The organism is Frateuria sp. (assembly GCF_013362045.1).
Lineage (GTDB): Bacteria > Pseudomonadota > Gammaproteobacteria > Xanthomonadales > Rhodanobacteraceae > Frateuria_A.
Window position 1 is genome coordinate 1 of the sequence record NZ_JABFWW010000249.1, and the last position, 13,928, is coordinate 13,928.

The 13,928-nt window shown below is 69.8% G+C and carries 13 protein-coding genes; 6 read left to right on the forward strand and 7 right to left on the reverse strand.

Annotation, left to right across the window (positions count from 1 at the left end; all coding sequences use genetic code 11):
* Positions 1-117 precede the first annotated feature (117 nt).
* From dprA to purD, 5 genes are all read left to right on the forward strand, one after another.
* Positions 118-1,248, forward strand: a complete 1,131-nt coding sequence (dprA, locus tag HOQ08_RS11810; RefSeq protein ID WP_291194953.1) for a DNA-processing protein DprA — start codon at positions 118-120, stop codon at positions 1,246-1,248.
* A gap of 165 nt (positions 1,249-1,413) precedes the next feature.
* On the forward strand, positions 1,414-3,906 hold the full coding sequence (locus tag HOQ08_RS11815; RefSeq protein ID WP_291194956.1) for a DNA topoisomerase I: 2,493 nt from the start codon (positions 1,414-1,416) through the stop codon (positions 3,904-3,906).
* 2 nt (positions 3,907-3,908) lie between these two features.
* On the forward strand, positions 3,909-4,481 hold the full coding sequence (locus HOQ08_RS11820) for a Sua5/YciO/YrdC/YwlC family protein (RefSeq protein ID WP_291194959.1): 573 nt from the start codon (positions 3,909-3,911) through the stop codon (positions 4,479-4,481).
* A 132-nt stretch (positions 4,482-4,613) separates the two neighbouring features.
* Positions 4,614-5,987, forward strand: coding sequence for an AMP-binding protein (locus tag HOQ08_RS11825; RefSeq protein WP_291194962.1), 1,374 nt, complete (start codon positions 4,614-4,616; stop codon positions 5,985-5,987).
* A gap of 113 nt (positions 5,988-6,100) precedes the next feature.
* Positions 6,101-7,384 (forward strand): phosphoribosylamine--glycine ligase, encoded by a 1,284-nt coding sequence (purD, locus tag HOQ08_RS11830; protein WP_291194965.1) that lies wholly within the window; start codon positions 6,101-6,103, stop codon positions 7,382-7,384.
* Between the two features lies 1 nt (position 7,385).
* Here the strand turns inward: purD and HOQ08_RS11835 are convergent, their stop codons facing one another.
* A complete protein-coding gene (locus HOQ08_RS11835; RefSeq protein WP_291194968.1) occupies positions 7,386-7,796 on the reverse strand; it encodes a TonB-dependent receptor in 411 nt (136 codons plus the stop codon).
* Between the two features lie 220 nt (positions 7,797-8,016).
* Here HOQ08_RS11835 and HOQ08_RS11840 point away from each other — a divergent pair, with 220 nt between their 5' ends.
* Complete coding sequence (locus tag HOQ08_RS11840; RefSeq protein WP_291194972.1) at positions 8,017-9,891, forward strand: MFS transporter; 1,875 nt, start codon at positions 8,017-8,019, stop codon at positions 9,889-9,891.
* A 26-nt stretch (positions 9,892-9,917) separates the two neighbouring features.
* On the opposite strand, the gene HOQ08_RS11845 is transcribed toward HOQ08_RS11840, so the two are convergent.
* The 6 genes from HOQ08_RS11845 to bfr form a co-directional block, all read right to left on the reverse strand.
* Positions 9,918-10,787 (reverse strand): beta-lactamase induction protein, encoded by an 870-nt coding sequence (locus HOQ08_RS11845; protein WP_291194974.1) that lies wholly within the window; start codon positions 10,785-10,787, stop codon positions 9,918-9,920.
* 103 nt (positions 10,788-10,890) lie between these two features.
* Positions 10,891-11,847, reverse strand: a complete 957-nt coding sequence (nudC, locus tag HOQ08_RS11850; protein WP_291194976.1) for an NAD(+) diphosphatase — start codon at positions 11,845-11,847, stop codon at positions 10,891-10,893.
* Positions 11,848-11,855: 8 nt separating this feature from the next.
* Complete coding sequence (erpA, locus tag HOQ08_RS11855) at positions 11,856-12,224, reverse strand: iron-sulfur cluster insertion protein ErpA (RefSeq protein ID WP_291194978.1); 369 nt, start codon at positions 12,222-12,224, stop codon at positions 11,856-11,858.
* Between the two features lie 60 nt (positions 12,225-12,284).
* The gene (locus HOQ08_RS11860) at positions 12,285-12,725 is read right to left on the reverse strand and encodes a polymer-forming cytoskeletal protein (protein WP_291194980.1); all 441 of its coding nucleotides are present in this window, start codon (positions 12,723-12,725) and stop codon (positions 12,285-12,287) included.
* A 1-nt stretch (position 12,726) separates the two neighbouring features.
* Entirely contained in the window at positions 12,727-13,467 is a 741-nt protein-coding gene (locus HOQ08_RS11865; RefSeq protein ID WP_291194982.1) for a DUF6776 family protein, read from the reverse strand.
* Positions 13,468-13,593: 126 nt separating this feature from the next.
* Positions 13,594-13,928 (reverse strand): bacterioferritin (gene bfr, locus HOQ08_RS11870; RefSeq protein ID WP_291194984.1); only part of this gene is annotated, 335 nt, incomplete at its 5' end.

Sequence of the window (13,928 nt, forward strand, 5' to 3'; positions counted from 1 at the left end):
GTGCACCGCGGCGACCGCCTGGAGCTTCCCCAGTAGGCTTCGCTTTCGGCGTTCTCCGACAGGACGGCGCGGCCTCGGCCGCGCCGTTTTTCGTGGCGCGCTCCCTACACTGGCCGGATGAGCGATACCGATGCGCTGCACGCCTGGCTGACCCTGCTGCGTACGCCCGGCGTCGGGCCCGCCTGGCTACGCGAGCGGCTGGCCGCCGAGGGCGGCGACATCCATGCCGTGCTCGACGGATTGCGACGCGCCCCAGCAAGCCTTGACCCGGCGGCCCGCCGCTGGCTGGGTCGACCGGTCACGGCGCGGCTGGCCGCCGACCTCGCCTGGCTTGCCGCTCCCGGCCATCGGCTGCTGTGCTGCACCGACGCGGACTTTCCGCCATTGCTCGAACACATCGCACAGCCGCCGGCGGCGCTGTTCGTGGACGGCGATGCGGCACTGCTGCTGCGTCCGCAGGTGGCCATCGTCGGCGCGCGGGGCGCCACTGCGGGCGGCCTGGCGCATGCCCGCCGGTTCGCCAGCGTGCTGGCGCAGGCCGGCTTCGTGATCACCAGCGGCATGGCCGACGGCGTCGACGGCGCAGCGCACGCGGCCACGCTGGACGTCGGCGCGCCGACCATCGCGGTGGTCGGCACCGGACCGGACCGGGTCTACCCGCGCCAGCATCACGCACTGGCGCAGACCATCGCGGCGCATGGCGCGCTGGTCAGTGAATTCCCGCCCGGCACGGCGCCGCGCGCGGACCACTTCCCGCGCCGCAATCGTCTCATCGCAGGACTGGCGCTGGGCACGCTGGTGGTCGAGGCGGATCTGAAGTCCGGCTCGCTGATCACGGCGCGGCTGGCCGGCGAGCAGGGGCGCGAGGTGTTCGCTTTGCCCGGTTCGGTGCACAACCCGTTGGCGCGGGGTTGCCACCGGCTGATCCGCGAGGGTGCGCGGCTGGTGGAGGAGCCGATCGAGCTGATCGAGGCGCTGGCTCCGGCAGCACGTGCGCTCGGCGTGGAGCTTGCTGCCCGGCTGGCGAGCACGACCGGCGCCGGCAGGGCCGTTTCCGCCGATCCGGCCGAGCGCGATCCGGACTACCGCCTGCTGGATGACGCCCTGGGCCATGACCCGGCCACGCTCGACGAGCTGTCGGCGCGCACCGGCCTGCCGGCGGCCGCCCTGTCCTCGATGTTGCTGCTGCTGGAACTGGACGGGCGCGTCGAAAGCCTGCCCGGCAACCGGTACCAGTGCGTGCGGTAGCCACCCACTCAGCCGCCGGGCACCCGTGCCGCCGGCCCCGCAACCCGCGCCACGTCGCGCTTTCACGCGATCCGGCTTGACAGCCCACGCGAGCGCATGGCTCAACTAATAAAAGAGTGTGCCCGCCAGCCGGCGGCACGGAACGCTTCCGGAATCCCCCAGCTGATGGCCAAGAACCTCCTCATCGTCGAGTCGCCCGCCAAGGCCAAGACGATCAACAAATACCTCGGCAAGGACTTCCAGGTCCTGGCCTCCTACGGCCACGTGCGCGACCTGAGGCCGAAGGAAGGCGCGGTCGATCCCGACAACCACTTCGCCATGAAGTACGAGGTGATCGAGCGCAACGAGAAACACGTCGACGCGATCGCCAAGGCCGCCCGTCAGGCCGACGACATCTATCTCGCGACCGACTTGGATCGCGAGGGCGAGGCCATTTCCTGGCACATCAGCGAGATCCTCAAGGAGCGCGGCCTCACCGAGGGCAAGCGCATGCACCGGGTGGTGTTCTCCGAGATCACGCCCAAGGCGATCAAGGCCGCGGTGGCGCAACCGCGCCAGCTCTCGCACGACATGGTCGATGCCCAGCAGGCGCGTCGCGCGCTGGACTATCTGGTCGGCTTCAACCTCTCGCCGGTGTTGTGGCGCAAGGTGCAGCGGGGCCTTTCGGCCGGTCGCGTGCAGAGCCCGGCGCTGCGCATGATCGTGGAGCGCGAGGAAGAGATCGAAGCCTTCGTCGCACGCGAATACTGGACCGTGCAGGCGCAGCTGAAACACGCCGAGGGCGACTTCGGCGCGCGCCTGACCAAGCTCAACGGCAGGAAGTTCGAGCAGTTCGACCTCACCAACGAGCGTGATGCGATGGCCGCGCGCGCCGCGCTCAAGGAGGCTGCGCACGGACGCCTGACCGTCAGCGACGTGACCTCGAAGGAGCGCAAGCGTCGTCCGGCACCGCCGTTCACCACGTCCACGCTGCAGCAGGAAGCCGCGCGCAAGCTGGGCTTCGGCACCAGCCGCACGATGAAGATCGCGCAGGGCCTGTATGAAGGCGTGAGCCTCGGCAGCGAAGGCAACGTGGGCCTGATCACCTACATGCGTACCGACTCCACCGCGCTCTCCAGCGAGGCCACCGACGAACTGCGCGCGCTGATCGCCCGCGACTTCGGCCACAACGCCTTGCCCGACGGCGTACAGGTCTACCGCACCAAGTCCAAGAACGCGCAGGAGGCGCACGAGGCGGTCCGCCCGACCTCGGCCATGCGCACGCCGCGCCAGGTCGCCGCATTCCTCAACGACGAGCAGCGCAAGCTGTACGAACTGATCTGGAAGCGCACGGTCGCCTGCCAGATGATCCACGCCACGCTCAACACCGTGTCGGTGGATTTCGAGCTGCCGCACGCCGCCGGCGGCCCGGCCGCGTTCCGCGCCACCGGCACCACCGTGGTCGACCCGGGCTTCCTGGCCGTTTACGAGGAGGGACGCGACCAGAAAAGCGCGGAGGACGACGAGGAAGGCCGACGCCTGCCGCGCCTCGAAAAGGGCGAGCAGGTCGCACTGGCCGACATCCTGGCCGACCAGCACTTCACCGAGCCGCCGCCGCGCTATTCGGAGGCCAGCCTGGTCAAGGCGCTGGAGGAATACGGCATCGGCCGGCCATCGACCTATGCCAGCATCATCCAGGTGCTGCAGAACCGCGAGTACGTGTTCCTGGAGAACCGCCGCTTCAAGCCGACCGACGTCGGCCGCGCGGTGGGCAAGTTTCTCACCCAGCATTTCAACCAGTACGTCGACTACGACTTCACCGCGAAGCTCGAGGACGAGCTGGATGCGGTCAGCCGCGGCGAGGAGGCCTGGGTGCCGCTGATGGAGCGCTTCTGGCAGCCGTTCAAGACCCAGGTCGAGGAGAAGACCGAGTCGGTCGACCGCAGCGAGGCGACCGGCGCGCGCGAGCTGGGCCTCGATCCGAAGAGCGGCAAGCCGGTCTCGGTGCGGCTGGGCCGCTACGGGCCGTATGCGCAGATCGGCGACAAGGACACCGACGAAAAGCTGCAGTTCGCCTCGCTGCGTCCAGGGCAGAGCATGCACACCATCACGCTGGAACAGGCGATGGAGCTGTTCAAGCTGCCGCGCATGCTCGGCACCAGCGAGAGCGGCGAGGAAGTGAGCGTGGGCGTGGGCCGCTTCGGTCCGTTCGTCAAGCAGGGCGGCACCTACGCCTCGCTCAAGGCGGAGGACGACCCGTACACCATCGAATTGCCGCGCGCCTTGCAGATCGTGCGCGAGAAGCTGGAGATGCTGGCCAACCGCGTGATCGCCGACTTCGGCAGCGGAGTGCAGGTGCTCAACGGCCGCTACGGCCCCTACATCACCGACGGCGAGAAGAACGCGCGCATTCCCAAGGACACCGAGCCGAAAGACCTCACCGAAGCGCAGTGCCTGGAGCTGCTGGCCGCCGCGCCGGCCAAGAAGGGCCGCTTCGCGCGCAAGACCGCCACCAAGCAGGCGGCGGCGAAGAAGGAACCAGCGGCGAAGAAGACGGCCGCAAAGAAGGCTGCCGTGAAGAAGACGGCGACCAAGAAGGCGGCGAAGAAGACCGCGGCCAAGAAAACGCCCGGCAAGAAGTCGGCCACGACGAAGAGGACCGGCAAGGCCGGCGCCTGAGCGTGTCCTCGAACTACACCCTGGCCGACCTGGATGGCGCCGTCGCGCTGCTGCGCCGTGGCGGGGTGCTGGCCTACCCGACCGAGGCGGTCTACGGCCTCGGCTGCGATCCGCACGACCAAGGCGCCTTCGAGCGCCTGTTCGCGCTCAAGCAGCGGCCGCCCACGCAGGGCGTGCTGCTGATCGCCGCCGATTTCGCGCAAGTCGAGCGCTACGTCGATCTGGCGAAGGTGCCCGCCGAGGTGCTGGCGCAGGTACAGGCGAGCTGGCCGGGGCCCAACACCTGGATCTTTCCGCGCACCGCCGCGGTACCGGCCTGGGTCGCCGGTACGCATGCGGGCATTGCGCTGCGGGTGACCGCGCATGCGCCGGCCGCCGCCTTGTGCCGCGCCTGGGGCGGCGCGCTGGTGTCCACCAGCGCCAATCCCCATGGCGAACCGCCCGCACGCAGCGCGCAGACGGTGCGGGACTACTTCGGCGATGCGCTGGACGGCGTGCTCGATGCGCCGCTCGGCGGCCAGGAGCGGCCCACGGTGATCCGCGATGCGCTCGGCGGCGCTATCATCCGCGCCTGAACGTCCAGGGGAGCGCCGCGTGCAGGCAGGCATGGGGCCGGACGGCAGCACACATGCGCTTCACGCCGGCTTGCAATGGCCGGCGGCCATGCTGTCCGCGTCTGGCGATCGGCGAAACGGGAGATAAGCGGCGTGGCCATCGTTTACGACACCTACCGGCACGAGGCGTCCGAGCGCCTGCCGCTGCTGCATGCCGGCGCCCCCGGGCGCGTGCTGGCCTGGCGCGATGGCCAGCCGGTCAGCGCAGCGCAATTCCTCGCCCACGTGCGCCAGGTGGCCGCCGGGTTGCCGGCCGCGAGCGCCGCGGTGAACCTGTGCGAGGACCGCTACGCCTTCCTGGTCGCCTTTTGCGCCATCGTGTTGCGCGGACAGGTCAACCTGCTGCCGTCCTCGCGCGCGCCGCAGGCGGTGGACGAGGTGATGGCCGCACACCCGGGCTGCTACGCGCTGGGCGAGCAGGCGCTGGACCCGGCCCCCGCCGGCTACCACCGGCTGCCGTGGCCGTCCGCCACGGCTGCAGGAGACGGCATCGCCTGGCCGGAGATCCCCGCCGATCAGGTGGTGGCGATCGGCTACACCTCCGGCTCCACCGGCATGCCCAGCGCCAACCCCAAGACCTGGCGCAGCTTCCACGCCAGCAACGCCGGCAACCTGGCGATGCTGCGCGCGGCGGTGGGACAAGACTTCACCGTGATCGCCACGGTGCCGCCGCAGCACATGTACGGCATGGAGATGAGCGTGCTGCTGCCGTTGCTGGGCGGCATCAGCGTGCATGCCGGACGGCCGTTCTTTCCCGCCGACGTGGCCGCCGCGCTGGCCGAGGTGCCGGCGCCACGCGTGCTGGTGAGCACGCCGGTGCATCTGCGCGCGCTGGTCGAGTCGGGCATCGCGCTGCCGCCGCTGGCGGCGATGGTCTCGGCCACCGCGCCGATGCCGCCGGAGCTGGCGCAGGCGGCGGAGGAGCGCTTCGGCGCGCCGCTGCTGGAGGTGTTCGGCTCCACCGAGACCTGCGTATTCGCCAGCCGCCGCACCACCCGCGAGGAGGATTGGACGCTGTATGCGGACGTCCACCTGCACCCGCAACCGGACGGCACCCAGGTCAGCGCGCCGCAGTTGGATGCGCCGCGGCTGCTGGCCGACATCGTCAGCCTGTCCTCCGATGGCCGCGCCTTCCGCCTGCGCGGACGCCAGGCCGACATGCTGGAGATCGCCGGCAAGCGTGCCTCGCTCGGCGACCTCACGCGTCGGCTGCTGGCCATTCCCGGCGTGCAGGACGGCGTGGTGTTCCAGCTCGAGGATGAGGACACGCTGGGCGTACACCGCGTCGCCGCGCTGGCCGTGGCGCCTGGCCTGGACGAACACGCCATCCTCGATACGCTGCGCCGCGCGATCGATCCGGTATTCCTGCCGCGCCCGCTGCTGAAGGTCGGTGCACTGCCGCGCAACGAGACCGGCAAACTGCCGCGCGCCGCGCTGCTGGAACTGCTGGCCAGGCACCACGCCTGACCGGATGTTCTTGCGGCCGCCATCGGCAGATGGCCGCTGGCGGTTTGCCCGGCCGCACGCCGCTACAATGCGCGCCTGCGCCAGGGGGCGCACATTCGAGCGTTGGAGTCGGCATGAAGGTCCTGGTCATCGGCAGCGGCGGTCGCGAACACGCACTGGCGTGGAAGCTCAAGCAATCGCCGCGGGTCAGCGAGGTGATCGTGGCCCCGGGCAACGCCGGCACCGCGCGCGAGCGCGGCGTGCGCAACGCCCAGGTGGCGATGAACGACCTCGACGGCCTGCTCGGGCTGGCCAAGGCCGAGAAGGTCGGACTTACCGTGGTGGGGCCGGAGGTGCCTCTGGTGGCCGGCGTGGTCGACCGCTTCCGCGCCGCCGGCCTGCGCATTTTCGGACCGCGCGCGATCGCCGCGCAGCTGGAGGGTTCCAAGGCCTTCGCCAAGGACTTCCTGCTCCGCCACAACATCCCCACCGCGCGCTACGCGGTGTTCACCGAACTGCATGCCGCGCTCGCCTACGTGCGTCAGCACGGTGCGCCCATCGTGATCAAGGCCGATGGCCTGGCTGCCGGCAAGGGCGTGGTGGTGGCGCTGACCCTGGCCGACGCCGAGCAGGCGCTGCACGAAATGCTCGGCGGACACGCCTTCGGCGATGCCTCGGCGCGCGTGGTGATCGAGGAGTTTCTCGAAGGCGAGGAGGCAAGCTACATCGTGATGAGCGACGGCAGCCACGCGCTGCCGATGGCCTCCAGCCAGGACCACAAGCGCCGTGACGAAGGCGACCTGGGTCCAAACACCGGCGGCATGGGCGCCTACTCGCCGGCTCCGGTGGTCACCGGCGCGGTGGAGCAGCGCATCCTGAAGGAAGTGATCGAGCCGACCCTGCACGGCATGGCCGCGGAGGGTGCGCCGTTCATCGGCTTCCTCTATGCGGGCCTGATGATCGACAGATCCGGCGCGCCCAAGGTGATCGAGTTCAACGTGCGCTTCGGTGATCCGGAAACGCAGCCGATCATGCTGCGCCTGAAGTCCGACCTGGTGGACCTCATCGAGGCCGCGCTGGACGGCGAGCTGCACCACACCCGCGCGCAATGGGACAGCCGCCCGTCCATCGGCGTGGTGGTGGCGGCCGAAGGCTATCCCGGCCGCGTGCGCAGCGGCGACCCGATCGGCGGCCTGGACGGCGCCTTCGACCCGACCGTGAAGGTGTTCCACGCCGGCACCGGGCTCGACGCCCAGGGCCACGCGGTTACCGCAGGCGGCCGCGTGCTGACCGTCTGCGCCCTGGGCAACGACCTCGCCGCTGCGCGCGAGCACGCCTACGAGGCGGCCGCGAAGATCCACTTCAACGGCGCCTTCTGCCGGCGCGACATCGCGCACCGGGCGTTGCGGCGAGGCTGAGTCAGGCGATCTCGCTGCCGGCCTGCACGCTGCGCGCCGTAGACGGCCGCAGCACCATGTAGATCATCAGCAGCATGCCGGTGAGCACGCCGATCGAACCCACGCCCAGCACCGGCTCGACCGTCGTCTCCGGCACGATGCCGCCGTAGAGCAGGAACAATCCCACGGACAGCGCGATCGCCGCCGCCTGATGCAGCACGAACTGCGTCGTCGCCAGCGCCCGCCGCGGCGCGTCCAGCCACAGGCGATGAATGATGCCGTAGATCAGCGACAGCACGAAGCCCACCAGCAACACATGGGCATGCGTGACCAGTTGCTCGTGATGGTGCGAGGCAGCCATGTAGATGCCCAGCGACATACCGGCCGCCGCAAAGCACAACGCCCAGACCAGATATCTGCGATCGAAGCCCATCAGTGTTCCCCTCTTGAAACACCAGGCGCCTGGTTGGCGGGCGCCACGAGCGCCGCGGAAGGTTGCGCTCGCACGCGGCGGAACGGCGTGCCCCTGGATGCAACCTTGCCGGCGCAAGGTATGCCCATCCAGGCCGTACCGCAACAACACCGGCACGGCTGCATGGCAAGCGGCGGCTTTCACGCTTAGGCTAGCGCCAGCCCCCAAGCCCGGTACCCGCATGAGCCAATTCGCCCTGCTCGGCCAGCGCCGCTTTGCGCCGTTCTTCTGGACCCAGGCGCTGGGCGCGTTCAACGACAACGCCTTCCGCAATGCGCTGGTGATGCTGGTGGCGTTCCAGATGGGGCTGGACGACAGGAGCGTGTCGCTCTACACCAACCTGGCGCCCGCGCTGTTCATCCTGCCGTTCTTCCTGTTCTCGGCCACCGCCGGGCAACTGGCGGAGAAGTACGAGAAGACGCGCATCATCCGCGCGGTGAAGCTGTTCGAGATCGGCGCCATGGCGCTGGCGGCGATCGGCTTCCACACGCACGACACGATGCTGCTCCTGGTGGTTCTGTTCCTGATGGGCCTGCATTCGACCACCTTCGGGCCGATCAAGTACGCGATCCTGCCGCAGGCGCTCAAGCCCGCCGAACTGGTCGGCGGCAACGGGCTGGTGGAGATGGGGACGCAGCTGGCGATGCTCGTCGGCATGATCGCCGGCAATTCGCTGATGCTGGTGGCCGGCCTCGGGCCGTGGCTGGCTTCCGGCGCAACGATCGCCGTGGCGGTGGCCGGCTACCTGGCCAGCCTGCGCATCCCGCCGGCGCCGGCGACGGCACCGGAGTTGAAGTTCAACTGGAATCCGATGAGCGAAACCGCCCGCGTGCTCGGTATCGTGCGGCGCGACCGCGCGGTGTTCAACGCGGTGCTCGGCATCTCGTGGTTCTGGTTCTTCGGCACGGTGCTGATCGCGCAGCTGCCCAACTACACGCGCGAGACGCTCGGCGGCGACGGCTCGGTCAACACGCTGGTGCTCACGCTGTTCTCGATCGGCACCGGCATGGGTGCGCTGTTGTGCGAGCGCATGTCGGGCCGGCGCGTGGAGATCGGCCTGGTGCCGCTGGGCGCGTTCGGGCTGACCGCGTTCGGCGTGGACCTGTACTTCGCGCGGCACGGCGCGGCGCTGGCGCACGGACTGGACTGGCTGGCTTTCCTGCGCGGTGCCGGCAGCTGGCGCGTGGCGCTGGACCTCACCCTGATCGGCGTGTTCGCGGGCTTCTATGTAGTACCGCTGTTCGCCTTCGTGCAGGCGCGCGCCCCGCGCGAACAGCTTTCGCGGGTGATCGCCGGCAACAACATCGTCAACGCGCTGCTGATCGTGCTGGCGGCGGGCTTCGGGTTGGGGCTGGGCGCGCTGGGGTTCGACGCGGTGGAGACCTTTCTGGCTGCAGCGCTGCTCAACGTCGCGGTGGCGGCTTACATCTTCACGCTGGTACCCGAGTTCCCGATGCGCTTCATCACCTGGGTGCTGGTGAACACGCTCTACCGAGTGCGCGTGGAAGGCATGCGCCACGTGCCGGAGGAAGGCCCGGCGCTGCTGGTGTGCAACCACGTCAGCTTCATGGACCCGCTGCTGCTGATGGCCAACCTCCGCCGGCCGGCGCGCTTCGTCATGTACTACCGCATCTTCAACGTCCCGCTGCTGCGTTTCGTCTTCCGCACGGCGAATGCCATCCCGATCGCCGGACAAAAGGAAGACCCGGCCGTGCTCGCGGCGGCCTACGAGGCGATCGACAAGGCGCTCGCCGCGGGCGAGCTGGTGTGCATCTTCCCCGAAGGCGGACTGACCCGCGACGGCGAGGTCGCGCCGTTCCGGCCGGGCGTGCTGCGCATCCTCGAACGCCGACCGGTGCCGGTGGTGCCGATGGCGCTACGCGGACTATGGGGAAGCGTATGGAGCCGGCGCGACACCCGGCTGGGCCGGGCACGCCTGCCGCGACGCTTCCGCGCGCGGGTCGAGCTGGTGGTCGACGCGCCGGTGCCGCCGCAGCCGCTGCGTCTGGATGCGCTGGAGGCGCGCGTACGCGAACTGCGCGGCACCCTGGCGTAGACCAGCTCCTCTTGCGTAGGCCGACTTCAGGTCAACCAGCCGCCCAGCACGATCAGCGCCACCACGCTCAGCCACGCCAGCAGCGCACGCAGGAAGGCACTGCGCATGCGGGTGAGCTCCAGCAGCGGACGCGTACGCTCCTCGGCATAACCGTCGCCCGCTTCGATTTCCACGTCGATGTCGGCGCACGCGGCAGCGGCGAGAAAATCCGGCTCGTCGGTGTACCAACTGGTCGGTGCGGCGCGCTCGCGCCAACGACGCCAGGACGCCATCACCGCGTCCCAGTGGCCGACGAGCGCCAGGGTGAACACCAGCAGCTGTGCAGGCAGCCAGTCCAGCGCATTGGCGACGAAGCCCGCGTGGATGCGGCTGCCCGGATCCAGCGCAAGCGCGTCGTCGCGCCCCAGCGCCTGCGCCAGCCGATAGAGCAAGGCGCCAGCCGGTCCGAGCAGGAAGAACCACAGCAGCACGCCGAAGCGGCGGCGCAGCGCCGCCATGGCCACCGCCTCGCCCAGCGCATGGGCGTTCCAGGCCACCCGCTGGCCAGACTCGGCCAGACGCTGCGCGGCCGCTTCGCGGGCGAGCGGATCGGGCGCGTGCAATATGGCTTCCAGGTCCGCCTCGAACGAATGCGGCCCCAGGCCATAGAGCAGCACCGCCACGGCGAAGGCCAACAGAAGGAAGCTGCCCAGCGGCAGGTGGCCGAGCAGGTCGGACAGCAGCAGGCACAGCAAGGTGGGCACGACCAGGGTGATCAGCACGCGGCCGCGCCCGGCCGTGTCATCCAGCTGCCGCACCCAGCCGCGGAAAACCCTGTCGTCGCGCCACTGCGCGAGCTGCGGCAGCAGGTGCAAAAGGCCGAGGGCGATCAGGACGGCAAGCAGGCTCAAGGCCATCGGGGAAGCTCCTGGAAGTGCGTGGCCATTGTAGGCCAAGCGCTTCATGCGGCCCGTGGGGAATGTCTTGCGGTCGCGAGGCGCGAGCTGGCCCCGAGGGCGCTCACGCAATCGATCCGGCGGTGAGGGCGTCGAGCTCCAGCCCCGCACGCGCGCGCAGCCAGTGCGCGAGCAACTGGTAGGACACCGACAGCCGGGTCGGCGTGGCAAAGCTGCGGTCGGCCAGGCCGGCGGCGATCTGCTCCGGCGTGAACCAGCGCGCATCCGCCAGCTCGCCGTCGCGCAGGTCGATCGATCGCCCCAGCGCCGTGCCGGTAAAGCCGACCATCAGCGAAGCGGGCAGCGGCCAGGGCTGCGAGGAGTGATAGCGCACCTCGCCCACGCGCACCCCGGCTTCCTCGGCCACCTCGCGGCGTACGGCGTCTTCCAGCGACTCGCCCGGCTCGACGAAGCCCGCCAGCGTCGACCAGCGGCCCTCGGGCCAGCTGGCCTGGCGCCCGAGCAGGCAGGCGCCTTCGTGCTCGATGATCGCGATGATCGCCGCGTCGGTGCGAGGAAAATGCAGGCGCGCGCAGGCGCCGTTGGTGCACTGCATGCGGTGGCCGGCCGACATCCGCCGCAGCGGCGCACCGCATCCGTTGCAGTAGCGGGTTTCGCGCTGCCAGTGGGCCAGGCCCTTGGCGTAGGCGAACAGCCCCGCCTCGTCCGCGCCCAGGCGCATGCCGGCTTCGCGCAGGCCGATGCGGCGCGCACCCAGGCGCTCTTCCAGCATGTCGAGCGGCGCGCCCTCGTGGAGCGAGAGCAGGAAATGCGGCCGCTCGCCGGCGATGCCCAGCAGGCTCACCTCGGCATCGGCGAACAGCTCGCGTCGCTCGGCGTCGCTCAGCCAGCGCAGGCCTTCGGTGTCCTGCAGCAGGTAGCTTTCGCCGGATGGATCGAGCGGCAGGTAGCGCGCACCGGCGTGGGTGGCCTGTTCGGCAATCCACGCCTGCTGGTCGCGGCGCTCGGACACACGGTCCAGCACCAGGCTCAGGCCGGCGAAAATGTTGGTGGCGGCCATCGGGCGGCTCAGGTAGAGAAGGAGGAACCGCAGCCGCAGGTGGTCTTGGCGTTGGGATTGCGGATCACGAACTGCGCACCGGAAAGGCTTTCGGCATAGTCGATCTCGGCGCCCGTGAGGTATTGCAGCGAGAGCGGATCGACCAGCAGGGTGACGCCTTCACGGTCGAGCGCGAAGTCGTCCTCGGCCTGCGCCTCGTCGAAGGTGAAGCCGTACTGGAACCCCGAGCAGCCGCCGCCGCTGATGTAGACGCGCAGCTTCAAGGCGGGGTTGCCTTCTTCGATGATCAGCTCGTGCACCTTGCGCGCGGCCGCCTCGGTGAAGACCAGCGGGACGCCGGCCTGGCGGTAATCGGGGATAGGGACGAAGGTTTCCATGCGACGGATGTGCGGCTGCGGGATGCGATCTCAAGGATAGCGCCTGCCCGCTGCGATCGCTCAGGCGGGCACGGCCTCGTCCAGCCCCGCGCCCTCCAGCGTGTCTGGCGCGGGCAGCTCGCGCGGCACCATCGCCTCGACCCGATGGCTCATGCGGCCGTTCACCTGTGCGCCGGCGGCCATCTCCAGCGTGCGGTAGTGCACGTCGCCGGTGACGCGCGCCTGCGGGGCCAGTTCCAGCCGCTCGCCGGCATGGATGTCGCCCTGCACCTGGCCGTTGATGATCGCGTGCGGCACGTGGATCTCCCCGTGCACCTGGCCATGCTCGCTGAGCGTGAACACCGCATCCTCGCCTTCGGCCAGCACCGCGCCCTCGATGCGTCCATCCAGGTGCAGCGCACCGCTGAAGCGCAGGTCGCCGCGGATGACCGTGCCGCGGGCGATCAGGCTGGTGTCGTTGCTGGCGCTGTTCGCGCGGTCGGTGCGTCGGCGGTTGAGCATGTCAGTGTCCCCCTTCGATGGTGGTGAGATTGCCCGAGAGCGCATCGCTCCATGCCACCGTGCGGTCGACGCCGTCGTCGTCCTCGGATCGGACATGGATGCGCAGCCGGGTCGGCTTGAAGTCGGCCGGCAGCATGAAGGTGGCATGCAGCTGCTGGAAATAGCGGAAGCGGAAAGGCAGGCCGTCCTTCTGCGCGGCGTCGCCGAGCGCGGACCAGTCCAGCGCCACCACCTTGTCGGCGCGCACGCCTTCCACGCTGAGCGTGACGGTGCCGCTGACGTCGCTGCCGCGCTTGGCGTTCTGGGTCAGGCTGAGCGCGAGGTTCCAGGCATGCGATCCGCCCACCGGGCGCAGCTGTACCTCCTGCACCTTGAGCCCTTCACGCTGCGCGTTGCCGCCGACCAGCCGCGAATAGAAGCCCAGATCCGCGCGCAGGCCGTTGATCTCCTCCTCGCGCTCGGCAAGGGTGCCGCGCAGCGACCGGGTGGCGATGTCGGTGACCTGCTGGGCTCGCCTGAGGTTGGCGACCTGCTGCTTGAGCGATTCGTTTTCCGCCGCCAGTTGCTTCGCTTCGCGCCGGTCGACCGCGGCGGGCGTGGTGCGCCAGGCCAGCATGCCGACCATCAGCGCCGTCAGCAGCAGGCTGGCCAGCCAGGCCGCACCCAGCCACAGCCGGCGGCGGCGCTGGCTGGCTTCGTCGTGCGGGCGCACGACGAAGCGCGGTGGCGGGCGTGAGGCCATGGGGACATCCGGAACGGCGCGGAAACCCGGTATAGCTGCAGCGTGACGAGAGCGTCAAGGAACGGCCGCACGCTTTGCAGCGGAACCGGCATTTTCTCGGGCAGGGGGCGATCCAAACCCGTGCAATCAGCCCATCTTGTTCTGCAGGTACCGCTCGGCGCCGATGTCCTTGACCAGACTGAGCTGGGTCTCGAGCCAGTCGATGTGCTCTTCCTCGTCGTGCAGGATGGTCTTGAACAGGTCGCGGCTGATGTAGTCGGCGATGCCTTCGCTGTATGCGATGGCGGCGCGCAGGTCGATCGCGGCGGCCAGTTCCAGGTCGAGGTCGCCCTGAATGCACTCCAGCGCGTTCTCGCCGATGCGCAGCTTGCCCAGGTGCTGCAGGTTGGGCAGGCCGTCAAGGAAAAGGATGCGCTCGATCAGCCGATCGGCGTGCTTCATCTCGTCGATCGACTCCTTGT